Origin of the sequence: Luteimonas sp. gir (assembly GCF_037198055.1) — a bacterium.
GTDB classification, from domain to species: domain Bacteria; phylum Pseudomonadota; class Gammaproteobacteria; order Xanthomonadales; family Xanthomonadaceae; genus Luteimonas; species Luteimonas citri_A.
The window spans coordinates 513783-539341 of sequence record NZ_JBBAXQ010000001.1; the positions used below are offsets into that span (position 1 = coordinate 513783).

At 70.3% G+C, this 25559-nt stretch carries 22 protein-coding genes; 17 read left to right on the top strand and 5 right to left on the bottom strand.

The window, feature by feature from the left end; translation table 11 throughout:
- The first annotated feature begins 13 nt into the window (after window positions 1-13).
- The 3 genes from WAF18_RS02325 to WAF18_RS02335 all read left to right on the top strand — a co-directional run bounded on the left by WAF18_RS02325 (window position 14) and on the right by WAF18_RS02335 (window position 2689).
- Window positions 14-718: an aspartate/glutamate racemase family protein gene (locus WAF18_RS02325; protein WP_337243679.1), complete on the top strand. Its 705-nt coding sequence runs from the start codon at window positions 14-16 to the stop codon at window positions 716-718.
- A 3-nt stretch (window positions 719-721) separates the two neighbouring features.
- The gene (locus tag WAF18_RS02330) at window positions 722-2137 is read left to right on the top strand and encodes an acetamidase/formamidase family protein (protein WP_337243680.1); all 1416 of its coding nucleotides are present in this window, start codon (window positions 722-724) and stop codon (window positions 2135-2137) included.
- Window positions 2138-2242: 105 nt separating this feature from the next.
- The gene (locus tag WAF18_RS02335) at window positions 2243-2689 is read left to right on the top strand and encodes an HIT family protein (RefSeq protein ID WP_337243681.1); all 447 of its coding nucleotides are present in this window, start codon (window positions 2243-2245) and stop codon (window positions 2687-2689) included.
- A 211-nt stretch (window positions 2690-2900) separates the two neighbouring features.
- On the opposite strand, the gene WAF18_RS02340 is transcribed toward WAF18_RS02335, so the two are convergent.
- From WAF18_RS02340 to WAF18_RS02360, 5 genes are all read right to left on the bottom strand, one after another.
- Window positions 2901-3371 (bottom strand): hypothetical protein, encoded by a 471-nt coding sequence (locus WAF18_RS02340; RefSeq protein ID WP_337243682.1) that lies wholly within the window; start codon window positions 3369-3371, stop codon window positions 2901-2903.
- Between the two features lie 36 nt (window positions 3372-3407).
- Window positions 3408-3680, bottom strand: a complete 273-nt coding sequence (locus WAF18_RS02345) for a LysM peptidoglycan-binding domain-containing protein (protein WP_337243683.1) — start codon at window positions 3678-3680, stop codon at window positions 3408-3410.
- Between the two features lie 72 nt (window positions 3681-3752).
- Window positions 3753-4583 carry an NADPH-dependent 7-cyano-7-deazaguanine reductase QueF gene (gene queF / locus WAF18_RS02350; protein WP_337243684.1) on the bottom strand — a complete coding sequence of 277 codons (831 nt, stop codon included), beginning with the start codon at window positions 4581-4583 and terminating at the stop codon, window positions 3753-3755.
- Between the two features lie 43 nt (window positions 4584-4626).
- On the bottom strand, window positions 4627-5430 hold the full coding sequence (locus WAF18_RS02355; protein ID WP_337243685.1) for a DUF4261 domain-containing protein: 804 nt from the start codon (window positions 5428-5430) through the stop codon (window positions 4627-4629).
- Window positions 5427-6749 (bottom strand): amidohydrolase, encoded by a 1323-nt coding sequence (locus WAF18_RS02360; protein ID WP_337243686.1) that lies wholly within the window; start codon window positions 6747-6749, stop codon window positions 5427-5429. The genes WAF18_RS02355 and WAF18_RS02360 overlap by 4 nt, the downstream gene beginning before the upstream one ends.
- Window positions 6750-7154: 405 nt before the next feature.
- On the opposite strand from WAF18_RS02360, the gene WAF18_RS02365 reads away from it, so the two are divergent.
- From WAF18_RS02365 to WAF18_RS02430, 14 genes are all read left to right on the top strand, one after another.
- Window positions 7155-8042 carry a CoA ester lyase gene (locus WAF18_RS02365; RefSeq protein WP_337243687.1) on the top strand — a complete coding sequence of 296 codons (888 nt, stop codon included), beginning with the start codon at window positions 7155-7157 and terminating at the stop codon, window positions 8040-8042.
- Window positions 8029-10431, top strand: a complete 2403-nt coding sequence (locus WAF18_RS02370) for a sodium:solute symporter (RefSeq protein WP_337243688.1) — start codon at window positions 8029-8031, stop codon at window positions 10429-10431. The genes WAF18_RS02365 and WAF18_RS02370 overlap by 14 nt, the downstream gene beginning before the upstream one ends.
- Before the next feature lie 104 nt (window positions 10432-10535).
- On the top strand, window positions 10536-11438 hold the full coding sequence (locus tag WAF18_RS02375) for a LysR family transcriptional regulator (protein ID WP_337243689.1): 903 nt from the start codon (window positions 10536-10538) through the stop codon (window positions 11436-11438).
- Between the two features lie 204 nt (window positions 11439-11642).
- Window positions 11643-13865, top strand: coding sequence for a TonB-dependent receptor (locus WAF18_RS02380; protein ID WP_337243690.1), 2223 nt, complete (start codon window positions 11643-11645; stop codon window positions 13863-13865).
- A gap of 25 nt (window positions 13866-13890) precedes the next feature.
- A complete protein-coding gene (locus tag WAF18_RS02385) occupies window positions 13891-15183 on the top strand; it encodes a serine hydrolase domain-containing protein (RefSeq protein WP_337243691.1) in 1293 nt (430 codons plus the stop codon).
- Window positions 15176-16129, top strand: a complete 954-nt coding sequence (locus WAF18_RS02390) for a PfkB family carbohydrate kinase (protein ID WP_337243692.1) — start codon at window positions 15176-15178, stop codon at window positions 16127-16129. Before WAF18_RS02385 ends, WAF18_RS02390 begins: the two co-directional genes overlap by 8 nt.
- A gap of 26 nt (window positions 16130-16155) precedes the next feature.
- Entirely contained in the window at window positions 16156-18357 is a 2202-nt protein-coding gene (locus WAF18_RS02395; RefSeq protein WP_337243693.1) for an SUMF1/EgtB/PvdO family nonheme iron enzyme, read from the top strand.
- Window positions 18350-20266, top strand: coding sequence for a beta-L-arabinofuranosidase domain-containing protein (locus WAF18_RS02400; RefSeq protein WP_337243694.1), 1917 nt, complete (start codon window positions 18350-18352; stop codon window positions 20264-20266). Before WAF18_RS02395 ends, WAF18_RS02400 begins: the two co-directional genes overlap by 8 nt.
- Window positions 20267-20394: 128 nt before the next feature.
- Window positions 20395-21585: a CoA transferase gene (locus WAF18_RS02405; protein WP_337243695.1), complete on the top strand. Its 1191-nt coding sequence runs from the start codon at window positions 20395-20397 to the stop codon at window positions 21583-21585.
- 31 nt (window positions 21586-21616) lie between these two features.
- Window positions 21617-22585 (top strand): transaldolase, encoded by a 969-nt coding sequence (locus WAF18_RS02410; protein WP_337243696.1) that lies wholly within the window; start codon window positions 21617-21619, stop codon window positions 22583-22585.
- A gap of 1 nt (window position 22586) precedes the next feature.
- Window positions 22587-23426, top strand: coding sequence for a phosphatase PAP2 family protein (locus WAF18_RS02415; RefSeq protein ID WP_337243697.1), 840 nt, complete (start codon window positions 22587-22589; stop codon window positions 23424-23426).
- Window positions 23427-23457: 31 nt separating this feature from the next.
- Window positions 23458-23637, top strand: coding sequence for an oxidoreductase-like domain-containing protein (locus WAF18_RS02420; protein WP_337243698.1), 180 nt, complete (start codon window positions 23458-23460; stop codon window positions 23635-23637).
- Between the two features lie 109 nt (window positions 23638-23746).
- Window positions 23747-24634, top strand: coding sequence for a LysR family transcriptional regulator (locus WAF18_RS02425; RefSeq protein WP_337243699.1), 888 nt, complete (start codon window positions 23747-23749; stop codon window positions 24632-24634).
- Between the two features lie 115 nt (window positions 24635-24749).
- The gene (locus tag WAF18_RS02430) at window positions 24750-25529 is read left to right on the top strand and encodes an aldolase (RefSeq protein WP_337243700.1); all 780 of its coding nucleotides are present in this window, start codon (window positions 24750-24752) and stop codon (window positions 25527-25529) included.
- Window positions 25530-25559: the final 30 nt, after the last annotated feature.

Genomic DNA, 25559 nt, shown 5'->3' on the forward strand with positions numbered 1-25559 from the left:
AACGAGGACCGCCATGAGAACACTCGGTCTGCTCGGCGGCATGAGCTGGGAATCCACGATTCCCTACTACCGCACAATCAACGAGACCATCAAGCAGCGGTTGGGTGGTCTGCATTCGGCCCGGATCGTGTTGTTCAGCGTCGACTTCCACGAGGTCGAGCGGTTGCAGCATGCGGGGCAGTGGGAGGCCGCGGGTGCGCTGCTGGCGGACGCGGCGCGGCGTCTGCAAGCGGCCGGTGCGGACGGCCTGGTCTTATGCACCAACACCATGCACAAGGTGGCCGGACACATCGAGTCGGCGGTCGAGATTCCATTGCTGCACATCGCCGATCCGACGGCCGAGGCGATCAAGGCGCAGGGGCTGAGCCGTGTCGGGTTGCTGGGTACGCGTTTCACGATGGAGCAGGATTTCTATCGCGCGCGACTGGAGGATCGGCATGGCTTGCAGGTGCTGACGCCGGCGCCTGACGATCGTGAGGTGGTGCATCGCGTGATCTACGACGAGTTGTGCCTGGGCCGCGTACTGGACGCATCGCGCGCGGCTTATCTCGCGATCATCGATCGCCTGGTGGCCGAGGGTGCGCAGGCCGTCATTCTCGGCTGCACCGAGATTTCGTTGCTGGTCGAACCGCAGCACGTGCCGCAGGTGCCGTTGTTCGATACGACGCATCTGCATGCGGTGCATGCCGCGACGTGGGCGTTGTCGCCGTCCTCATGACCGATGCGCTGGGCGCTGGCCGTGACTTGTGTCACTGTCAGCCGCCACGCCGGCGCCTCTAGCGTGTCGCATGCGCGCCGTCCCGGCATCGCACCTTGTGAGGGTGAGGCGATGCGACATGGTCTGTGGGCTCTTCTGCTGGTTCTGGCGGCGCTGCCTGCCGCGGCGCAGGACACTTGGCTGCTCTCCATCGACCGCTGGGGCAATGCCGAACACAAGCTGCTGACCCTGCAGTCGTCCGGCCCCGAGGTGTCCGGCGATCTGGATGGCTGGCGCGTGCGCGGCGCGCGGCACGGCATGCACCTCAACGTCTCTGCCATCGACAGCCACGATGTGGCGTATCGCTTCGAGGCGGAGGTGTCCGGCGATCGGCTGACGGGGTGGGCGGATTATCCCGATACCAGCAACCAGGGCCCGCGCGTGCGGCATGCCGTCACCGGGTTGCGGCTGGCGCTGCCGTCGGGCCCGCCCACGCGCCGGGTGTACGAGCCGACGGGCTACGCGAATGCCTTCGGTGCCGCGCGCGCCCCGGTGCTGGTGATCCAGCCCGGTGATGTGGTGGCGACCCGCACGGTCGATTCGGGCGGCGTGGACGCCGACGGCAAGGTGGTGGCGCTGTATGGCAATCCGCACACCGGCCCGTTCTTCGTCGCGGGCGCGAAAGCCGGGGACGTGCTGGCGGTGCGCATCGTGCGGCTGCGGCTCAATCGCGACACCGCCGACAGCCTGGATGGACTGACGCCACGGGCGACGTCGCTCGGCATCGCATCGCGCACGGCCGGGCTCGGCCAGCGGGTGCGCTGGCGTCTGGATCGCGAGGCGGGCACGGCGCGCCTGGACGATCCGCCTGAGCGCCTGCGGTCCTACGTCGTGCCGGTCAAGCCGATGCTCGGCGGCTTGGCGGTCGCTCCGGATTTCGGATTCGGCGCGCCGTCCACCGGCGATACCGGCCGCTGGGGCGGTAACATGGACTTCAACCGGATCGTCGAAGGCGCGACGGTCTACTTGCCGGTCTACCAGCCGGGCGCCCTGCTGTATCTGGGCGATGGCCATGCCTTGCAGGGTGATGGCGAGACGACGCAATGGGCCCTGGAGACGTCGCTCGATGTCGAGTTCAGTGTCGGGGTGTTGCCGGGCCGCGCGTTGGCGGCGCCTCGGGTGGAGGATGCGACGCACATCAGTGTGATCGGGCAGGCGTCGTCTCTGGACGAGGCCGTCCGCGCGGCCACGGCGGCCATGATCCAGTGGCTGGCGCAGGACTATGGGCTGGATGTGTCCGAGGCGTCGATGGTGTTGGGCACGGCGGCGGAGTTGCGCGTGGTCACGTTGGCCGGCCGGAACGCAGGCATCGCCCTGAGCCTGGAGAAGGCACGCCTGACCGGCCTGGAGAAAGAAGCGCAGGGCAACGACGTGCGTTAGCGACCGCACGCGGCGCGTGCGCCCGGGACAGGCGGGTGCGCGGTTGACGGGCCGTCAGCGCGCAATCCAGTATCGGCCGGCCGTCGATCGAGAGCGTCCGCGTTGATGAAGCACGCGCCACCGGGTTACGACTGCCCGTTCTGCGGCATCGCCAACACGCTGCCGTCGCCCGCATTGGCGTCGGCGGTCGTGTTGGTGGATGCACACGTGTTCGCGCTCGTGCCGACACATCACTACGCCGGGATCCAGGGCAATTGCCTGGTGATCCCGCGCGCGCACTACGAGAACGTGCTGGATATGCCGGACGCCCTGGGCGTCGACGTTTTCCGTGCCACGCGCCGGCTGGCCACCGCGATGCGCAGCGCCTTCGGCTGCGAGGGCATCTCGACGCGCCAGCACAACGGGCCGGCCGGTAATCAGGATGTGTGGCATTACCACCTGCATGTCTTTCCGCGTTACACGAACGACGAATTGCACGCAGGGCCGAAAGCCCGTTACACGCCCGAGGCCCGCATCGCGCTGGCCGCGCGTCTGCGGGCGGCGTTGCCGTGACGTCGCCCCGTAATCCGCATGATCGTGAGGATTCCATGCAAACTTCGGCGTGCTGCGAAGGAATCCTCACGAACATGAGGATTCTGAACTGGCCGCCTTGCTTGCAATGGCCTCGGATGAGGGCCGACGGGGCCAATGGCAGTGTTGGTCGGGCGCCAACATAGAAGCGCCGGACAAGCCCGGCGCTTCGTCATTCAGTCCGTAGCGGCGCTCAGCGCACCGCGAACTCCCGCGTCTCCACCACCGTGCCGTCCAGCAGCACTTCGAGCTTGTAGGTGCCGGTCGGCCAGCCATCGGGGTGCTGGATGTCGAATGCGATGACATCGGGGCCGGCCACGATGTCGGTGTCGGTGTTGCGGACCAGCTGGCCTTCGCCGTAGGTCCAGCGCGCGGTGAGCTTGGCGGCGCTCTCGCCGTCGACGCCGACCGAGGCGTAGATGGTGTCGGTCGGCGCGAACTCCGAGGCCGGCGCGGCGACGCGGTTGTCGCCGTCGACGGCATTGCCCAGTTCGACGCTGGTCACGCGCGCGGGCGCCGGCGGCTCGGGCGCGGCCGGGGCCTCGGGGGCCGGGGCCTGGGGCGCAGGCACCACGGGGGCGGTCGCGTCGCGGTTGCAGGCGGCGAGCAGCACGGTGCTCAGCATCGCGACGGTCATGGCGGCGGGAACGACGGGACGGGTCATGGGCACTCCGGTAAAGGGAAGGGCGCGGGCCGTGCTTCAGTCCGCGGGCAACTGCAGCACCTGACCGGGCTGGATGCGGTCGGGGTCGTCGAGCACGTCGCGGTTGGCGGCGTAGATCTCCTGCCAGCGGCTGGCGCGGCCGTAGACCTGTTCGGCGATGGTCGACAGCGTATCGCCCTTGCGCACGACATGGGTGCGCACGGGTGCGGGCGCGCCGGCCTGGGCGTCGTCGTCGGCCGCGCTGCGCACGCCGCCGGTGACGCGGGAGAAGTCGGGAGCATCGTGGCCCGGGGGCCTGGACGGGGACATCGCGGCAGCCTCCAAGGGCGGGAGGCCGTCAGCCTCCCATCTGCCGCGTTAAGAATCCATCGCGCGCCGGGGCTACTGGCGGGCGTCGCGCAGCCTCGTCGGCGGGGCGAGGCCGGGGGTTGCGCGCCAGGGGTTGATGTCCAGGCCGCCGCGGCGGGTGTAGCGCGCTTCGACCGACAGCTCGAGCGGGGCGCAGCGGGCGACGAGGTCCACGAAGATCCGCTCCACGCATTGCTCGTGGAACTCGGCGTGGTCGCGGAACGAGACCAAGTAGCGCAGCAGCGCGTCGCGGGCGATGCGCGGGCCGCGGTAGGCGATGTGCAGGCTGGCCCAGTCGGGCTGGCCGGTGACCGGGCAGTTGGACTTGAGCAGCGCGGAGGTCAGCCGTTCCTCGACGATCTCGTCGGCGTCTGCGTGCAGCAGCGCGGCATCGGGCGGGCCGTAGTGGGCGATCTCGATGTCCAGGACGTCGATCGAGGTGCCCTGCGCGGCGTCGTCCGCCATCGGCGGCAGGCCGAAGGCGACCGTGACCTCGGCGCCGGCGGCCTGCGACAGGTCGGCGGCGATGCGCGCACGCACCGCTTCGGGGGTGTCGAAGCGGGTGTGGTTGAGCGAGTTGAGGTAGAGCTTGAGCGACTTGGACTCCACCAGCTGCGGCGAGGCGGCCGGGACCAGAATGGTCGCGGTGGCGACGACGGGCTTGCCGCGGCCGTCGAGCCAGCTCAGTTCGTAGGCGTGCCAGCGGTCGTGGCCGGCGAACGGCAGCGCGTCGCCCAGGCCGATCTCGCGGCGGCCGAGGGTGCGTGCGATCGGGAACAGCAGGCCCGGGTCGTAGTGGCGCGGATAGGCGACCTCACGGCCGAGCGGGATGGGCGGCGCGGCCGCGGCGGGGACATCGGACATGCGCCGATTCTACCGCCGTGGGCCGCGCCGGCCGGCGCGGCGTTCAATGGCGCGTGGGTTCGCTGCGCAGTTGCAGCACCTGGCGGCCGTCGCCGTAGGCTGACGGGGCGTGCGCGACGACGATGCGTTCGTCGTCGCTTTCGCCCAGGGTGTCGCCGTCGTCGATGACCGGGCCGTGCTCGAGCAGGTAGGCGCAGATGCCGGTCAGCCGGTCGAACACGTCCTCGGCGCTGTCGTCGGTCTCGGGAATCTCGATGTCCATCAGCCCGAGCATGTCCATGCCCAAGGTGTGGCCGGTCATGGTGCCGTCGGGGCGCGCGCCGATGTTGAACGCGACCCAGGCGAGCGGCATCGGTTCGGGCAGCTGGGCCATCGCCAGTTCACGGAACAGCGCCGGCAGCACGATGTGGTTGGCGCTGCCGAAGTACACCGCGCGCACGGTGTCCAGCAGGGCGGTCGCCGAGGCCAGCACGCGGCTGAGCAGGGCGGCGCGGCCGAGGGCGTCGAGCGTCGGTGCCGCGCCTTCGGGCGGGAATTCCATCACGGTGACGATGGTGTGCGCGGCGTAGTCCTCCGGCGCGGGCTCGGCGTTCGGCCACAGCCGGCTGTGGGCGGCGATCTGCGCGATGTCGTCGCCGATCGGGGCGGCGATGGGCATCAGCAGGATCGAGACGTCGCCGTAGTCGATGCTCAGCGGGCCGTCGGGCATGTCGAAATCGCGCGGTTCGGCGCGCAGGCGTTCGGCGTCGAGGTCGGGCCAGTCGGCGCGCATCTGCGCGACCAATGCCTCGGCGGTCAGTGCGGGGTCGGGCCGGTCCTGCAGCAGCATGGCCAGGCTGGCGGTCATGCGCCGGCCTCCGCGTCGCCGTGCAGATAATCCAGGCTGACCTGCAGCAGGGCGCGCAGGCCCAGGTCGAGCGCGGATTCGTCGAGGTCGAACTCGGGCGAGTGGTTGCTCGGGGCGCGCATCGGGTCCTGGCCCTTGGGCGTGGCGCCGACGAAGAAGAACAGGCCGGGCACCTCGCGGGCGTAATAGGAGAAGTCCTCGGCGCCCATCGTCAGCGACGGGTCGACGACGTTGTCGGCGCCGGCCACGGCCTGCAGGCTGGGCAGCAGGCGGGCGGTCAGCGCGGGATCGTTGGCGGTGACCGGGTTGCCGTCCTCGGCCGGGATGCGAGTCTGGACGGTGGCGCCGTGCGCGGCGACCACGTGGGTGGCCACGTTCTGCAGGTCGGCGAAGATCGCCTTGCGCACGTCCTCGTCGAAGGTGCGGATGGTGCCGACCAGTTCGACCTTGTCGGGAATGATGTTGTAGCGGATGCCGCCGTCGATCGCGCCGAACGAGACCACTGCCGGCAGCGTGGAGATGTTGGTGCGGCGGCTGACGATGGTCTGCGCGGTGCCGATGAGGTCGGCCGCCGCGACGATCGGGTCGATGCCGCCCCAGGGCCTTGAGCCGTGGGTCTGGCGGCCGATGACGTCGATCGAGAAGCGGTCGGACGCGGCCATCAGCGGGCCGCCGCGCACGCCGATCTGCCCGGCCTGCAGGGTCGAGAACACGTGCAGTCCGAACACCGCGTCGGGGCGGAAGTCGCGGAAGATGCCCTCGGCCAGCATCATCGAAGCGCCACCTTCTTCACCCTCCGGCGCGCCTTCCTCGGCGGGCTGGAACACGAACAGCACTTCGCCGGGCAACTCGTCGCGCATCGCCACCAGCGCCTGGGCCACGCCCATCAGGATCGCGGTGTGGGCGTCGTGGCCGCAGGCGTGCATGACGCCGGTGGTCTGGCCGCGGTACTCGGCGGTCGCGGTGGAGGCGAACGGCAGGCCGGTGCGCTCGGTCACCGGCAGCGCGTCCATATCGGCGCGCAGCGCGATGCGCGGGCCGGGCCGGCCACCCTTGAGCACGGCGGTCACGCCGGTGTGGGCGATGCCGGTCTTGGGGTCGAGGCCGAGGCTGCGCAGGTGCTCGGCGACCTTGGCCGCGGTGCGGGTCTCGCGGTTGCCGAGTTCGGGATGCTGGTGGATGTCGCGCCGCCAGTCGACGACGCTGGCCTGCAGCGATGTCGCGGCCTGGGCGACTTCGGGGCGTTGCGCGGTCTGCGCGTGGGCGGCGACGGGCAGGGCGGTACAGGCGCACAGCAGCGCGGCGGCGAGTCGCGTCATCGACAGGCTCTTGGAGGCGATGGGAATCCCGATCCTAGGCGATTCTTGCAGCGGGCGGACGGAGCGGCCCCCACCCAACCCTCCCCCGCGGTGCGGGGGAGGGCTCGTCCAGGGCGCGGCGAGCAGCGCCGGCGATTCCGGCAACGCGCGGAGGGGCGGCCCCCACCCAACCCTCCCCCGCGTGCGGGGGAGGGCTCTGTCAGGGCGCCGCGAGCAGCGCCGGCGATTCCGGCAGCGGGCGGAGGGACGGCCCCCACCCAACCCTCCCCCGCGTGCGGGGGAGGGCTCGTCCAGGGTGCGGCCAGCTGCGACACGTCACGAAAACTATCGTCTGAAGATCGCAAGAGCGACTTTTGCGCTTGTCTGCATCGCGCACACTTCGGGCGGCAATCTGCGGGAGGGCCGATGCGCAGCAAACTGTTCGTGCCGGGCGTGCGTCCGGACCTGTTCGAGAAGGCCTGGGCTGGCCCCGCCGATGCGGTGTCGTTCGACCTGGAGGACGCGGTGGCGCCGTCGCGCAAGGCCGAGGCCCGCGCCGCGGTCGCTGCGTTTCTGGCCAGACAAGCGGTGCGCGACCCGGCCCGTGCGGCCTCGGCGCCGCTGGCGATCGTGCGGGTCAATGCGCCCGACACCGCCGACTTCGAGGCGGATCTGTCCGCGTTGCTGCCGGTGTCCCCGGACCTGATCAACCTGCCCAAGATCGACTCGGCCCAGGCGCTATGCGCGGCGGTTGCGCGCATCGAGGCGCAGGAAGCGGCGTTGCCGGCCGATCCGGCCCGGCGGGCGCCCGCCCTGCTGGTCAACATCGAGACGCCGCGCGCGCTGCGCAATGCGGCCGAGATCGCCGGCGCGCATCCGCGCGTGGCCGGGCTGCAATTGGGGCTGGGCGATCTGTTCGAGCCGGCGGGGATCCGGCGCGATGTGGCCGCGCACGTGCAGGCGGTGATGCTGCAGGTGGCGCTGGCCGCGGGTGAGGCGGGGGTGTTCGCCTGCGATGGCGCCTACGCCGATTTCCACGACGATGCGGGTTTCGAGCACGAGGCGACGATGGCGCAGCAGTTGGGGTTCATTGGCAAGAGCTGCATCCATCCGCGGCAGGTGCCGTTGGCGCACGCGGTGTTCTCGGTCGACGCGCAGGCGCAGGCGCAGGCCCGCCGGATCGTCGATGCGGCGGACGCGGCGCGTGCGCAGGGCTTGGCGGTCTGCGTGGTCGAGGGCCGCATGATCGATGCGCCATATCTCAGGCGCGCCGAGCGCGTGCTGGCCCAGGTGGAACGCGATGCGGCGCGCTGACCGCGTGGGCCGGCGTCCCGGGCTGCTGGCGGTGCTGCTCGCGCTGCTGGCTGCGTTCGCCGTGCTGCCGGCGCAGGCCGAAAGCCTGGCCTCGGTCGATGCGACGCCGCTGGCGGCGTTGCCCGAGGGCGCACGTGTGCAGGCGCTGCTGACGCTTGGGGAGCGTCCGCTGGCGATCGCGGGCCAACGCGCGTGGCGCTTGGACGGCGAAGGTGCGGACGGTCGCTGGCAGGCCATGGCCTTGCCGGCTGGGGTCTCGGTGACGCGCCTGCAGGCGGCGACGCCCGATGGCGCCGGGACGCATCTGTTGCTGGGCGATGGGGGCATGGCACAGGAGGCGGCGACGCTGGCGTTGGTGTCGGGGGCACTGGTCGTGCAGCCGTTGCCGGCGTTGCCCGAGCCGATCGCCCATGCCCGCCTGGCGGTGCTGGCCGGGGTGCTGTACGCCGCCGGCCTGGACGCGGACGGTCAGGCGCGGTTCTACGCGCTGTCGCGCACCACGCCCGGTGCCGGCTGGATCGCGCAGGCGCCGTGGCCGCATGGCAGCGCGCCGTCGTCGCTGGTGGCGCAGAAGTTCGCGCTGTACCTGACCGCGGTCGACGGCCGCATCCGGCAATGGACGCCCGCCGAAGGCTGGCAGGACCGCGGCACGCTGCCCGGCGCGGTGGTGGATGGTTCCGCCCAGCCGATCGGCCAGGCGCATGTGCTCTATCTGTTGCGGCCGGCGCCGGGCGCGCAGCCGGCGCTGCAGACCTTCCACACCATCACCGGGTCCTGGGCGGTGTTGCCGGCCACGCTCGACGGCGAGGCGCGCCTGGCCACCGGCTGGCGCAGCGGCCTGGTCTGGGCCTCGGCCGACGGCGGCCTGCACGCGGCGCAACTGCGCTCGGGCAAGCATCTGCTGCACTGGCTGGACTGGGTGGTGATCGTGGTCTACCTGGTCGCGATGCTCGGCATCGGCGGCTACTTCTATCTCAAGGACCAGACCGCATCGGAGTCGGACTTCTTCATGGGCGGGCGCAGCATTCCGTTCTGGGTGGCCGGCGTGAGCCTGTATGCGACCAACACCAGTTCGATCAGCTTCATCGCGATCCCGGCCAAGGCCTACGAGACCAACTGGCAGTACCTGACCAACAATCTCATCGCGGTGCTGGGCCTGATGTTCGTCGCGGTGTGGATCGTGCCGTTGCTGCGCCGGCTGGATCTGATGTCGGTGTTCTCGTATCTGGAGACGCGTTTCCATCCGGCGATCCGGATGCTGGCCAGCGCGCTGGCGATCGCGATGCAGGTCGGCAGCCGCTTGAGCGTGATCCTGTTCCTGCCGGCGCTGGCGATCGCGACGATCACCGGCATCCCGGTGGTGTGGAGCATCATGATCATGGGCGTGTTCACGATCATCTACACCGCGATGGGCGGCATGCGCGCGGTGGTGTGGACGGATTTCGTCCAGGTGTTCGTGAAGATGGGCGGCGCGATCTTCGCGATCGGCTTCATCCTGGTGTCGCTGGGCAGCGACCTGGACACGGTGCGCGAAGCGGTCGCGATCGAGCACAAGACCAAGCTGCTGGATTTCAGCTTCGACCTGACCAAGGCCACCGTCTGGGGCTTCATTTTCCTGGTCGTGTTCGACGTGGTGCTGACCTTCCCCAAGGACCAGGTGCTGATGCAGCGCACGCTGGCGACCAGTTCGGACAAGGAGGCGGGCCGCTCGATCTGGGTGTTCGCCGCGATCATGATTCCCGGCGGCTTCGTGTTCTACAGCATCGGCACCGCGCTGTGGATGTACTACCGGCAGAACCCCGAGCGGCTCGACCCGCTGCTGCCGATCGATGCGACCTTCCCGTTGTTCATTGCCGCCGAGCTGCCGGTCGGCGTGACTGGCCTGATCATCGCCGGCATCTTCGCCGCGGCGATGTCGACGCTGTCGAGCATCATCAACAGCGTCGCCACGCTGCTGTCGGTGGACTTCTATTCGCGGCTGGCCAAGGCGCCGACCGAGAAGGGCAGCGTGCGCTTCGCCGAGTGGATGACGGTGGTGGTCGGGCTGACCGGCATGGGCCTGGCGCTGGTGCTCTCGCGCTACGACATCCATTCGCTGTTCGACGTATCGATCGAGCTGGCCGGCCTGCTCGGCGGCGGCTTCGCCGGCGCCTACACGCTGGGCATGTTCACCAAACGGGCGAACTCGCCGGGGGTGGCGATCGGCATCGGCGGCAGCATCGCGCTGACCCTGCTGGCCTGGTCGTTCAACCTGGTGCACCCGTACTTCTACCTCGGCATCTCGATCATGCTGTGCATCGTGATCGGCTACGTGGCCAGCCTGTTCTTCGCCCCGCCTGCACGTTCGCTTGAGGGGCTGACCATCCATACCCGCAAGGCCGACGCCTGAATCGGCCCCTGGCGGCCGGCGCCCAGGCCCTTCGGCAGGGGCGCAGGCGGCCGCCGCGCGGGTAGGCTGGCGCGTCGCCGCCGGCGTCCCCCAGGACCGCGCCCTTGGATACCCAGTTCCTCAACACCTTCGTGCACGTGGTCGACCGCGGGTCGATGGCCGCCGCGGCGCGCTACCTCAACATCACCCCGGCCGCGGTCGCCCAGCAGATCCGCACGCTCGAGCGCGAGCTGGGCGCGCCATTGATCGCCCGCGCCGGGCGCACGGTCTGCGTGACCGAGCCGGGCGCGCGGATCCTGCAGCGTGCCCGCGACCTGCTGCGCGACGTGGCCGACCTGCGCAGCGTCGCCAACGACCGGGCGCTGTCGGGCGAGCTGCGCCTGGGCGCCTGCCCGACCGCGCTGGCCGGCATGCTGCCCGACGTGCTGGCGCGCATGGTCAATGTGCTGCCGCAGATCAACGTCTTCATCAAACCGGGCTATTCGGCCGAGCTCTACGCCGATGTCGAGCGCGGCGACCTGGACGCGGCGATCGTGCTGCAGGCGCCGTTTGCGCTGCCCAAGACCTGCGACTGGGAAGTCCTGCGCGAGGAGCCGCTGATCGTGCTCGCGCCGCAGCACCTGGCGCATCGCGATCCGCACGCGTTGCTGGCCGAGGAACCGCTGATCCGCTACGACCGCCACCAGTGGGGCGGCCGCCAGGCCGACGACTATCTGCGCCGGGTCGGGATCGTGCCGCGCGAACGCTTCGAGCTCAACGCGCTCAACGCGATCGCGGTCATGGTCGACCGCGGCCTGGGCGTGTCGCTGGTGCCCGACTGGCAGCAGCCGTGGCCGGCCGGGCTGCGGCTGGCGCGGCTGCCGTTGCCCGAACCGGCCGAGCCCCGGCGCATCGGCATCGTGTGGTCGACCGCCAGTGTGCGCAGCCGGCTGGTCGCCGCGCTGCGCGAGCAGTGCCGCACCGCCGCCCGGGCACCGACGCGCGAAGAGGGCGCGGTCTCGGAGTGAAAGAAATGTTGCGGCGCAACACATATTTGCTTGCCTCGTAAGCAATAAAAACTTCGGTTTGAACATACGTTCAGGCGGTGCATCGCGATTGCGCGGACGCCTAGTCTCTCTGGCCACCGGGGGACGCATCGCGCCGCCGGTTCCACAGCTTCCAGGCCGCTGCCGGCACGCCCGGCCGCCACGCACTCCTTCAGAGACTTCGACATGATCAAGCCGCTTTCCGCCGCGATCGCCTGCATCCTGCTGCTGCCTGCCGCCGCCTGGGCGCAGCAGGCCGACGACGCCGACGAGCGCACCCGCGACCGCGATGCCGTGAACCTGGACCGCATGGTCGTGACCGGCACGCGCGTGGCCACCTCGATCGACAAGATTCCCGGCGCGATCAGCCTGGTGTCGCAGGAGCAGGTCGCGCACACGCTGGCGCTGACCGAGGACGCGACCGCGGTGCTGGCGCGCACGGTGCCCGGCTACGCCGAGTCCTCGCAGGCGATGAGCAACTCGGGCGAGACGCTGCGCGGCCGCATCGCGCTGCGCCTGTTCGACGGCATTCCGCAGGGCTCGCCGCTGCGCGAGGGCAACCGCAACGGCACGTTCACCGACATGGGCCTGGTCGGGCGCATCGAGGTCATCAACGGGCCGTCGGCGTCGGAAGGCATCGGCGCGGCCGGCGGCATCATCAACTACATCTCCAAGGTGCCGACGGCCGAAGGCCACGAGACCACGGTGATCTCGCGCTACTCGACCCAGTCGGGCAGCGACAGCGCGGGCTGGAAGCTGGGCGTCAACCACGCCTACAAGAGCGACGACTTCGATGCGCTGCTCAGCGCCTCGTACATCGATCGCGGGATTTCCTATGACGGCAACGGCCGCCGCATCGGCATGAACACCAGCGGCTCGCTGGCCGATTCGGAATCGCGCAACCTCTACGCCAAGCTGGGCGCGAACTTCGGCGAGGGCGGCGTGCAGCGTCTGCAGCTGAGCCTGAGTGACTTCCGCATCGAGGGCAAGGGCAACTACAAGCAGGTCGAAGGCTGTCGCTACGATCCGGTCGAGTGTCCGATCCCGAGCACCAATACTTCCGAGCGCGGTTCGATCGCCGGCTCGCTGACCGAGTTCAACGACTTCCAGCAGGCCGCGCTCAACTACAGCCACGGCGACCTGTTCGGCGGCACGTTCACCGCCGACGTCTACTGGGCCGACCAGGCGATGCGCTACCTGCCCGAGGACGGCGACGACCGTCAGTTGGTGAAGGTCGACGACAACTTCGACGAGAGCCAGCGCATCTACGACCAGTCGGAGATCGTGTCCAAGAAGCGCGGCCTGCGCACCAGCTGGACCCGCGGCGAGCTGTTCGGCGTGCCGGGGCTGCAGCTGCGCACCGGCGTCGACGTGGTCGAGGACGAGGCCGCGCAGCGGCTGGCGCTGACCAACCGCGTGTGGGTGCCGCCGATGGAGTACAGCAGCGTCGCGCCGTACGCGCAGCTGACCTGGGACGTGGGTCCGGTGACGCTCAGCGGCGGCCTGCGCCGCGAGGACGGCGAGCTGCATGTCGACAGCTACACCACCACCGCGTATCGCAACAGCGTGTTCGTGCAGGGTGGCGGGCTGGAGTACACCGAGACGATGAAGAACCTCGGTGCGATCTGGCGCATCACCGACACCTGGTCGGTGTTCGCGTCCTACGGCGAAGGCTTCGGCCTGGCCAACATCGGCATCCCGTTGCGCAACATCAACGTGCCGGGTCAGTCGGTCGATCGCATTGCCGATCTGGACCCGATCATCGTCACCAACAAGGAAGTCGGCTTCAACTGGCGCGGCGACTCGGCGGCGTTCGGCGCGTCCTACTACGACTCCAAGTCGCCGTTCGGCTCGACCCTGTCGGTCGATCCGGTCAGCAACGATTTCGTGATGGCGCGTGCGCCGGTGCGCATCCGCGGCTTCGAGGCCAACGGCGAGTACCGCTTCAACCCGCAGTGGAAGGTCTCGGGCATCTACTCGCGGATCCGCGGCAAGACCGCGTTCTGGGCCGAGGCGGCCGATGGCAGCTACGGCGCCGGCGGTCTCAACAAGCCGATGGGCGTGCTCGATGCCAACCCCGACAAGCTCGCGGTCTCGGTGACCTGGAACTTCGCCCCCGATGCCGACCTGACGCTGGGCGCGACGAAGCTGTTCGACCGCCATCTGTCGGGCAGCGACGTGCGCGAGTACGACGGCCGCGCCTTCACTTACGAAGAGAACACCAAGGGCTACACCCTGGTCGATCTCGGCGTGAACTACGACACCGGCCGCTACGGCAAGCTCACGCTCGGCATCGAGAACCTGTTCGACAAGCAGTACATCCTCAGCTGGTCGCAGGTCCCCGGTTGGCAGAACTACTGGGCCGGTCGCGGGCGCATGGTGTCGCTCACCCATACGATCGCGTTCTGATCGAAACGAGGGCGGGGCGTAGGTCATGCGGGAAGTGCGGGGGCAGCGGGACACCGGGCGGCGGCCCATCGCCGGCGCGCGACGCGGTGTCGCCTGGGTGGCCGCACTGGCGCTGCTGACAGCGATTGCGCCGGTCTGGGCCGGGGGCGATGACGCCGCCCCCCAGGCCGCGCGCTGGCAGCCGCTCGACCGATTCCTCGATGCCGCCGTGGCCGATGCCGGCTACGTCGGCGTCGTGGCGACGGTGTGGCAGGACGGCCGGTCGCCGCATACCCATGTCGCCGGCCATCTGGATCTCGCGCAACGCAAGCCGATGCGCGCCGATGCGATCTTCCGCATCTACTCGATGACCAAGCCGGTGGTGTCGGTCGCGGTGCTGATGCTCTGCGACGAGGGCCGGATCGGCCTGGACGACGACATCGCCCGGCATCTGCCCGAGTTCGCCGACCTGCGCGTGCTCGCCGACGACGGCACGCGACGCGCGCCGGCGCGCGCGCTGACCGTCCGCCATCTGTTGACCCACACCAGCGGCATCGCGATCGGCGATGGTCCGGCGCTGCAGTTGCGCGAGGCGGCCGACCTGCACGGTGCGCCCGATCTGGCCGGTTATGTGCAGCGGCTGGCAGCGTTGCCGCTGCAGCACGATCCGGGCACGACGTTCGCCTACGACGGCGCGGCGACCGAGGTGCTGGCGCGGCTGGTCGAGGTGGTATCGGGGCAATCGCTGGACACGTTCCTGCGTACGCGCATCTTCGAGCCGCTGGGCATGCCCGACACCGGGTTCGCGGTGCCGGCCGATGCGCGCGCACGCGTGGTCGACATCACCACGCTGGGCGACGACGGCCGCCTGCGCCTGGCCGACGGTCCCAGTGCGACGACGCCGGGCGCATCGCTCAATCCCTATACCAGCGGCGCCGGTGGGCTGTACTCGACCGCGGCCGACTACCTGCGACTGTGCCGCATGCTGCTGGGCGGCGGCACGCTCGACGGCCGCCGCTATCTGCGCGAGGAGACGGTCGCGGCGATGCTGCGTAACCAGCTCGGCCATCTGGCGCAGCCGCATACGCAGTTCAGCCCGGCCGAAGGCTTCGGTCTGGGGCTGGCGGTGCAGCTCGACCCGGCTGCGCGCGGGCGTCTCGGCGCGCCGGGCCAGGTCGGCTGGTCGGGCGCGGCCTCGACGCAATTCGTCATCGACCCGGCGCAGCATGCGATCGCGATCCTGCTCGCCCAGCACCTGCCGCGCGAGGTCCCAGGCGACCTGCCGCGGCTGGCCACGCCGTTCTACAACCTCGTCCAGCAAGGGCTTTCGCATGAGTGAGTCGCCGGCCGCCGCTGCGGTCCTCGTCGCCGGTTCGGCCAACCTCGATTTCGTCGTGCGCGCCGCGCACATTCCGGCGCCCGGCGAGACCGTGCTCGGGCGGGATTTCCGCACCTTCCCCGGTGGCAAGGGCGCCAACCAGGCGGTCGCGGCCGCGCGCGCCGGCGGCGCGCCGACCCGGATGCTGCTGGCGCTGGGCGACGATGCGCATGCCCGCCCACTGGAAGACTCGCTGCGTGCGGCCGGCGTGTCGCTGGACATCCGTCGCCAGGCCGCGCTGCCGACCGGCGTGGCCTTCATCTGCCTGGCCGATGGCGCCGAGAACGCGATCACCGTCGCGCCGGGCGCGAACGCCGCACTCGCCCCGGACGATCTGCCCGCGCTCGACGGGGTCGGCTATCTGCTGCTGCAACTCGAGACGCCGCTCGACAGCGTGGCCGCCTACGCCGCGCGCGCGCAGGCGGCCGGCGTGCGCGTCGTGCTCAATGCCGCGCCGGCGCAGGCATTGCCGGAAGCGCTGCTGCGCCTGGTCGACGTGCTGGTCGTCAACGAGGGCGAACTGGCGACGCTGGTCGGCGATGCCGGCGACCTTGCCGCCGCGCTCGCGCGCCTGCCGGTGCCGTGCGCGGTGGTGACCTTGGGCGCCGCCGGTTGCCTGGCACGCGAGGGCGACGCGTTGCATCTGCAGTCCGCTTTCCCGGTCGAGGCGGTGGACACCACCGGCGCCGGCGACACCTTCTGCGGCGCGCTGGTCGCCGCGCTCGCCCGTGGCGACAGCTTGCCGGCCGCGCTGCGCGATGCCGCCGCCGCTTCGGCCCTGGCCTGCAGCGCGCTCGGCGCGCAATCGAGCGTACCGGCGCGCGCACAGGTGCAGGCGCTGCTGGCCGGCGACGGCGACGCGCGCGGCCGCGCCGCGTTGGCCGCACGCTGCGGCCTGGCGTCCTGATTCCCCTTTTTCGACGAGATCCCCCGATGACCGCCTCCCCCTACGAGACGCTCGACGCCACCGACAGCGCCGACCACGGCCCGGCGCCGCTGCGCAGCGAGTACAAGTTCTCGCACGTCACCACCGGCCGCTATCTGCCCACGCCGGGCAAGGCGCCGGGCTGGCCGTTCGCCGACATCGGCGGCTGGATGATCGACGCCAACGAGAGCGCGGCCGACTGGCTGGCCGAACTGCGCGACTGGCGCCGCGAGCATCTGGTGCGGATCGGCTACGACGACGCCAACTACCGCCGGCCGGAATTGCTGTGGGCGCAGCGCAATTTCGTGCACGCGCAGATGATGGTCGAGGACCGCTACTTCTATGACGCCGAGCGCGCCGAATACACGGTCGACCGCTATCTCGACGATCTGATCGCACGCTTCGGCGGCATCGATTCGGTGCTGATCTGGTACGTCTATCCCAACATCGGCATCGACGACCGTAACCAGTTCGACCTGGCGCACGACCTGCCCGGTGGGCTCGACGGTCTGCGCCGTGCAGTGCAGGCGTTCCAGGCCCGCGGCGTGCGGGTGTTCCTGCCGGCCAAGCCCTGGGATCACGGCACCCGCGATCCGGGCACCAGCCACTGGGAGGGCTTGGCGGAGATCGTCGCGGCGGTCGGCGCCGACGGCATCAACGGCGACACCTTCAACGGCGTGCCGCGCGCGTTCCTCGATGCCTGCGAGCGCCACGGCCGACCGGTCGTGCTGCAACCCGAATCGACGATCAGTTCCGAAGAGCAGCTGATCTGGAACGTGCAGAGCTGGGGCAAGAAGGCGCCCGACGGTCCGGTGCCGCCGGTGTCGAAGTGGAAGTGGCTCGAGCCGCGGCACATGGTCAACTACGAGAACCGCTGGGGCCGGGACCGCACGCACGACCTGCAGTACTGCTTCTTCAACGGCATCGGCTACAACGCCTGGGAGAACATCTGGGGCATCTGGAATCAGTTCACCCCGCGCAATGCCGAGGTGCTGCGGCGCATCGCAACGATCTACCGTGCGTTCCCCGAACTGGTGGTGAGCCTGGACTGGGCGCCGTACCAGCGCTGCCTGCAGCGCGGCGTGTTCGCCAGCCGCTTCCCGGGCGCGGACCGCACGCTGTGGACGTTGATCAATCGGCATGAGTATCCGATCGACGGCGAGCAGCTCGCGCTGCCGCACGTCGACGGCACCCGCTACTACGATCTGTGGCGCGGCCAGCCGATCGCGCCGCGCGTCATCGACGGCGAGGCGGTGATCGAGCTGCCGCTGGAGGGGCGTGGTTTCGGCGCGCTGCTGGCGCTGGCACCGGGCGCCGACGCCGAGGGCCTCGACGCGACCCTGGCCACGCTCGCCGCGCAGGCGCGCACGCCGATCGGTGCGCATTCGGCCGCCTGGCAGGCGTTGCCGCAGGCGATCGTCGACGTGGCGCCGACCGCGCCGCAGGCCACCGCGCCCGAGGGCATGGTGACGATTCCCGGTGGCGAGTTCCTGTTCCGCGTCGGCGGCGTCGAGATCGAGGGCTTCGACTGGGCGGGCCTGGACGTGCAGTACCCGTGGGAAGCGTGCCCGCGCCGGCACCATCGCCGCCGCATGACCCTGGCCACGTTCCACATCGACCGCCATCCGGTGACCAATGCGCAGTTCGCGCGGTTCCTGGCCGACAGCGGCTACGCGCCGCGTGATGCGCACAACTTCCTGCGGCACTGGGTCGACGGCGCGCCGCGCCCGGGCTGGGCGCACAAGCCGGTGACCTGGGTGTCGCTCGAGGATGCGCGCGCCTACGCGCAGTGGGCCGGCAAGCGCCTGCCGCGCGAATGGGAGTGGCAGTACGCAGCGCAAGGGCACGACGGCCGCCGCTATCCCTGGGGCGACACCTGGCACGACGCCTGCGTACCGCGGGTCAACCGCGGCCGTCGCCTGCTGCCGCCGGCCGATGTCGGCGCGCATCCGCAGGGCGCCTCGCCGTTCGGGGTCGAGGACCTGATCGGCCATGTCTGGCAATGGACCGACGAGTACATCGACACCCACACGCGTGCGGCGATCCTGCGCGGCGGCAGCAGCTACCAGCCGCAGACCTCGCACTGGTATTTCCCGCAGGCCTACCGGCTCGACCAGCATGGCAAGTACCTGCTGATGGCGCCGGGCAAGGACCGTTCGGGCACGGTGGGCTTCCGCTGCGTGGTCGATGCGGAGCGCACCGATGGCTGAGCCGCTGGACATCACCGCCCGCGACGCGCAGCGTCCGCCCGCGCCTGACCAGGTGCGCTTGCGCGGGCTGCTGGGCGAGGCACTGGACGCCAATCGTCGCGGGCGGCTGTCGCATTTCGTCACCGGGCCCGACAGCCCGGCGATCGCGATCTTCGATCCGGCGCACCGCGCCGACAACGAGGAGGGCGACTGGTACGGCGAGCACGCCGGCAAGTGGCTGGCGGCTGCGGCCAAGGCCGCCGCGCGCAGCGGCGATGACGCGCTGGAAGACAGCGTGCGCGCCGTCGCGGCGTACCTGGCCCAGGTGCAGGAAGACGACGGGTACCTCGGCACTTACGCGCCGCACCGGCGCTTCATGGTGCCGCAGCCGCCCAAGCCCGAAAGCTGGAACGGCGAGCCGGCGCTGCGCACCTGGGATGTGTGGACCCACGCCTATCTGCTGCTGGGTCTGCTCGAGGTGCACCGGCGGTTCCCGGAGGCCGGCGCGCTGGAGACCGCGCGCCGGATCGGCCTGCTGTGCTGGCGCACGTTCTGCGTCGAAGGGTTGGACATCACCACGGTCGGCAACCACCACGGCATGTCGGCGACGGTGCTGCTCGATCCGGTCATGGATCTGCACGCGGCGACCGGCGATGCGCGGTTCCTCGAACTGGCCCGGCGCATCCTCGCCCAGGCCGATGCCAATCCGCGGCTGGCATTGCTCGAGCGCGCGCTGGCCGGCGCCGATCCGTCGGAGATCGCCACCGGCAAGGCCTACCAGCTGTGCTGGAACCTGGTCGGGCTGGCGAAGCTGGCGCGGGCCAGCGGCGATCCGCGCCATCGTCACGCGCTCGATGCGCAATGGCAGGCGATCCGCGACCACCACCTGAGCCTGGGCGGCGGCCCGTTCGGCGGCATCGGCCACCGTTCTCGCGAGGTATTCAATCCTGCGTTCGTGTTCGACCCGCACGCGTACGTCGAGACCTGCTCGATCCTGGCCTGGCTGCAGCTCAACCGCGAACTGCTGGCGATCACCGGGCAGGCGCGGTATGCCGAGGAGATCGAGCGCACCGCCTACAATGACCTGCTCGGTGCGCAGGCGCCCGACGGCGAGGGCTGGTGCTACTACTCCTACGCCAACGGCCGCCGCATCCACACCAACTACTGGCGCTGCTGCAAGTCCAGCGGTGCGATGGCGATCGAGGAGCTGCCGGCGGTCGCCTACGCGACCGATGACGAGGGCCTCGTCGTCAACCTGCTGGGGCCGGGCGAGGCGACGTGCACGCTGCCCGGCGCGGGCGAGGTGACCGTCGTGCAGGACACGCGCTATCCGTTCGACGGCGACATCGGCCTGCGACTGCGCCTGGCGCAGCCGGCGCATTTCGCGCTGCGCGTGCGCATTCCCGCCTGGGCGCAGGGCGCCACGCTCACCGTCGCCGGCGCGCCGTGGCCTGAGCCCGTGGTCGCTGGCGACTACGTGCGCATCGCACGCACCTGGACCAGCGGCGACGCGGTTGCGCTGACGTTGCAGCTGCGTCCGCGCATCCACCGCCGCGTCTACCGCAACGTGCAGGAATCGCGTGCGCCCGACGGCTCGCCGGTCCGCCAGCAGGTGCTGCGCCAGGACTACATCGCTTTCAGCCGTGGCCCGCTGGTCTACGCGACCGGCTTGATCGACGGTTATCGCACCGCCGAGACCGTGCGCTTGCCCGACGACGATGCGCAGATCCGGATCGAGGAACTGCCGCCCGCAGGCGACGGCGACGCGGCCGCGGTGGGCCTGCGCCTGCACCTGGCCGAGCGCGCACCGATCGATTTCGCGCCTTATTACGGCATCGGCGAGCGCCGCGATCGCATCTGGCGCACCACCTGGCTCGGGCTGGCGCCATCGGACGACGGTGCCGACGCTGGCGATTGCGGCGCGCTCTGAACGATGCGAGCGCTGCGCAAGCAAGTTTCTGTGGCGGGAGAACATAGGCCGAGCGCATGGCTCGCGGCGCACGCGTCGCGCAGACTGCCCCGGCCCTGCGCTGTCGCGTTGAATGGATATCGGACGAGATGACAGATTCCCCCTTCGCCCATGACCGCGGCGGTGCGCCCGGCCCGCTGAGCGGCATCCGCGTGCTCGATCTGAGCGCCTACATCGCCGGCCCCTACGGCTGTGCATTGCTGGCCGACCAGGGCGCGGACGTGATCAAGGTCGAGCCGCCGGACGGCGACAACCTGCGCAACTACCCCTCCACGCTGGCCGCCGAGAGCCGGGCGTTTCTGGGCATCAATCGCAGCAAGCGCGGCGTCACCCTCAACCTCAAGGCCGAGGACGACCGCGCGGTGCTCTACCGGCTGGTGCGCGAGGCCGACGTGCTGGTGCACAACTTCCGGCCCGGCGTGCCCGAGCGGTTGGCGATCGATTTTGCGACGCTGTCGGCGATGAATCCGCGGCTGATCTACTGCGCGGTCACCGGCTACGGCGAGACCGGGCCGCTGAAGGACAAGGCCGGCTACGACCAGGTACTGCAGACGATGACCGGCATCTGCACGCTGCAGGGCAAGCGCGGCGGCCCGCCGGAGCTGGTCTACGGCTCGGTGGTGGACTACTACGCGGCCGCGCTGCTGGCGGCCGGGGTGTCGTCGGCGCTGTACGAGCGCGAGCGCAGCGGTGAAGGCCAGTTCGTCGGCGTCTCGCTGCTGCGCAGCGCGCTGGCGATGCAGTCCGCGCGCATGGTCTGGGCCGAGGGCGAGGCGCTCGACATCGGCCGCGACATGCGCTCGGGCGGGGTGACCGGGCTGCATCCCACGCGCGCGGGCTGGCTCTACATCTCGGCCAATACGCCGCGGTTCTGGCAGGCGCTGTGTGCGCTGACCGGGCTCGACGCGCTGGCCGCCGATCCGCGCTACGACACTGTGCGCAAGCGTGCCGAGCATGCGGACGACATCCTGCCGCAGTTGCACGCGGCGCTGGCCGCGCGCGATGCGCTGGACTGGGAGGCGCATTTCGGCGATGCGGTGCCGTGCGCGGCCGCCCGTGCGGTCGAGGACATGTTCGAGCACCCGCAGGTGCTGGCCGAGGGCATCGTCAGCACGATCGCGCATCCGACCCTGGGCAGCTACCGCGGCGTCGCCCAGGCGATCCGCTTCGGCCGCACGCCGGGGCCCGCCCCGTTCGCCGCGCCCACGCTGGGCCAGCACTCCGAGGCGGTCAGGGTGGCCCTGGACGCCGACGGACGCGACAATGGCGATTCCGCCTGAGCGGCGGTCCACGTCCCAATCCGAGGTGTCCATGTCCGCTGCCGCATCCAAGCTCGACCAACTGCGCACGATGTCCGTCGTCGTCGCCGACACCGGCGATGCCGACGCGATCGCGCGGCTCAAGCCGGTCGATTGCACGACCAACCCGACCCTGGTGCGCAAGGCGCTGGACCTGCCGATCTACGCCGAGCTGATCGAGCATGAGCTCGAGCGCGCGCGCGGGCTCGACGGCGACTCCGATGCCGTGGTCCGCCAGGTCGTCGACCGGCTGACGATCGGCGTCGGCCGCAAGCTCGCCGGCCTGGTGCCGGGCCGGGTGTCGACCGAGGTCGATGCCGACCTGTCGCACGACACCGAGGCCACGCTCGCCAAGGCGCGCCAGTTCATCGACATGTACGAGGACGCCGGTGTCGGCCGCGATCGCGTGCTGATCAAGATCGCCGCGACCTGGGAAGGCATCCGTGCCGCGCAGCAGCTGCAGCGCGAGGATATCGACTGCAACCTCACGCTGATCTTCAACCGCAGCCAGGCGATCGCCTGCGCCGAGGCCGGGGTGTTCCTGATCTCGCCATTCGTCGGCCGCATCCTCGACTGGCATGTCGCGCGCGGCGAGGTGCCGGCGACGATCGACGACGATCCGGGCGTGCGTTTCGTGCGCGACGTGTATGCCGAGTTCAAGCGTCGCGGCTCGCCGACGGTGGTCATGGGCGCCTCGTTCCGCTCGACCGCGCAGATCGAAGCGCTGGCCGGCTGCGACCGGCTGACGATCTCTCCCGACCTGCTCGAAGCGCTGGACGCCGAACACGGCCCGTTGGCGCGCGCGCTGACACCGGGCAAGGGCGATGGCCGGATCGACCCGCCGGTCGACGCCGAACGCTTCGCGCGTGATCTCAAGGCCGATGCGATGGCCGACGAGAAGCTGCGCGACGGCATCGCCGCGTTCGCCAAGGATCTCGTCGCGCTGCGCCAGACGATCGCCCAGCGCCTGCAGGCCGGCTGAGATGCGCGTCCGGCGCGCCGTGGGCGTGCTGGCGGCGCTGCTGGTCGCCGGCTGTGCCGGCGGCCCGCGGTCCACGGCGGCCGCGCCGGTGGTCGTGCCCGAGCATCGTCCCGGGGTGAGCATCGGCTACGTCGATGCGCCCGGCTTCGACAGCCGCGCATTGCTGCCCGCGCCGCCGGCGCCGGATTCGGCCGCGCGGGCCCTCGACGAGGCCATCGCCACCCGCGCGCTGGCCCTGCGCGAGACCCCGCGCTGGCGGCAGGCGGTGATCGACGCCGACCTCGATTTCCCCCAGGCGGCCGACCTCTACGCCTGCGCTCTTGGCGTGCCGATCGACACGACCCATACCCCGCATCTGGTGCGGCTGCTGCGGCGCAGCCTCGCCGACGCCGCGATCGACGGTCGCGCCGCCAAGCTGCACTGGCAGCGTCGCCGTCCCTTCCTGGCCAACGCCGCGCCGGTGTGTACGCCAGACGAGGTCGCGCAGCTGCGCGACAGCGGCTCGTACCCGTCGGGCCACACCGCGATCGGCTGGACCTGGGCGCTGGCGCTGACCGCCGTGGCCCCCGATCGCGCCGATCCGCTGCTGCAACGCGGGCGCAGCTTCGGCGAGAGCCGACTGGTCTGCAACGTGCACTGGTACAGCGACATCGTGCAGGGGCAGGTGGTCGGCGCCGCGACGTTCGCGCGGCTGCAGGCCGAACCGGCGTTCCTGGCCGATCTGGCGGCGGCGCGCGAGGAAGTCGCTGCGCAACGCGCGCGCGGCGCCCAGCCCGAGGGCTGCGACGCGCAGACCGCCGCGCTGCGCCTGTCGCCCTTGCCGGCCGCCGACGATCGCTGAGGCCGGCGGGCTGCGCGACAATGGCCGTGCGATGACCACCACGCCTGTCCCCGATCCCGATCCGCGGCCCGAACCGCCCGAGGCCCCGCTGCCGAGCGACTGCTGCGATAGCGGCTGCCCGATCTGCGTCTACGATCTGCACGCCGACGCGATGGCCGACTACCGTGCCCGGCTGGCGGCATGGCGTGCGCGGCATCCCGGGGCCGATTGAGTCGAAGCGTCTGCGCCGCGGGGGCGCCGGATCCTCACGTGCCATGCCTACAATTTCGACGTGTCCTTGCAGTCGCAGGGCAGACCCCTGGCAGATGGGAGCATCGGGCATGTTGAGCGGAACCATCGATCGAGCGCTTCGCTACTTTCTGTGCATTGCAGAGCTCGGCTCGCTGTCCAAGGCGTCCGAGGTGCTGGGCCAGACCCAGTCCGGGCTGAGCAAGCAGCTCGCCGCGCTCGAGGCGAAGGTGGGCGTCGCGCTGTTTGTGCGCACCGGGCGGGGTGTCGAGCTGACCGAGGTGGGCGCGCGTCTGTACAGCGCGCTCAAGTCTCCGTTCCGCGCGATCGATCAGGCGCTGGAGACCGTATCGCAGCAGGTGGCCACGCACGGCACGGTGCGCCTGGCGACCGTGCATACGCTCAGCTACTACTACGCGGCCGATGTCGTGGCCAAGTTCGTCAGCAGCCGACCGCACGCGAATCTGTCGTTGCTGGGGCGCAGTTCGCCGGAAGTGGTGGAGCTGGTCAACTCGGGCAAGGCCGACCTGGGTTTCGTCTACGACGTCGCGGTCGATGTGGGGACCCTGCATTCGCAGCCGCTGTTCGAAGACCGCATGAGCCTGATCGTGCGTCAGTCCAATCCCTTGGCCGACAGTGCGGCCGCATCGCCCGACGACCTGAAGCTGATCGGCTTTCCTCCGCATTACGCGCTCCGGCGGATGCTGCACAGCGCGGGACTGAATGCGAGCTACGTGGCTGAGGCCGAGACGATCGATGCCATGCTCAAGCTGGTCTCATCAGGCATCGGCAACTGCGTGTTGCCGTCGCGCATCCCCGCCAAGCTGCTCGAGGACTACGAGCTGCGCAGCGTCCCGATCACCCACCCGCCGTTGTCCCGGTGGGTCGTGGTGATCACGCCGGCGGACAAGCCGATGTCCGGGCTCACCAACGAGTTCCTGCGCTGCAGCCTGGAGGTGGCGAAAGGGCTTGAGACCTGACGTTCTGGAATAGCTCGTATGAGCGTCAATTCATAGCGGTCATTGATTTGAGTCAATGACAATGCGGTCACTCGGTCTGAGCACACGCCAGGCATCGCATGCTGAGGAGCACCGCATGAATACCCCGCTACGAGAAAAGTCCTACTTCGACCAGCGCGCGACGCAGGATATGGCCAAGCATCTGCACGATGCCAAGCGAAGCCGTGCCGAGACGATGGCCTATGCATGCCGCATCCTGGCGATGACCGAGCAGGAGGCCGGACTGGCTGGCCAGATCAGCGTGCGCTCCGATCGCCCAGGCGCGTACTGGACCCTGCGGTTCGGTCTGGGCTTCGACGAGGCCAAGCCCGAGGACTTCATCGAAGTCGATCGCGACCTCAACACGCTGACCGGCGACGGCATGGCCAATCCGGCCACGCGCTTCCACCTGTGGGTCTACGACGCGCGTCCCGACGTCAACGCCATCATCCATACGCATTCGCCTTGGGCATCGGCGTTGGCTGCTGCACGCCAACCGTTGGTGATTGCGCAGATGGACATGACGCCGCTGCACGATGACTGTGCCTTTCTGGGCGAATGGCCAGGTGTGCCGATTGCAGACCAGGAAGGCGTGATCATCTCCGAGGCGCTGGGCAACAAGCGCGCGATCATCCTGGCGCATCACGGCTACCTGACGGCCGGCGCCACGTGCGAGGAAGCGACCTACCTGTCGGTCTATCTCGAACGTGCCGCCAGGCTGCAGGTCCGCGCGCAGGCCTTCGGCCCGCTCACCCCGGTCGACGACACGCTGGCCAAGGAAGCGCACGACTATCTGCTCAAGAAGTCGATCGTCAACGCCACCTTCGATTACTGGTCCCGCCAAACCCACGGCGTCCCGCCGCTCGCAACGCGCTGAAATTCCGGCTTCCCCCACCTTTACCAGGAA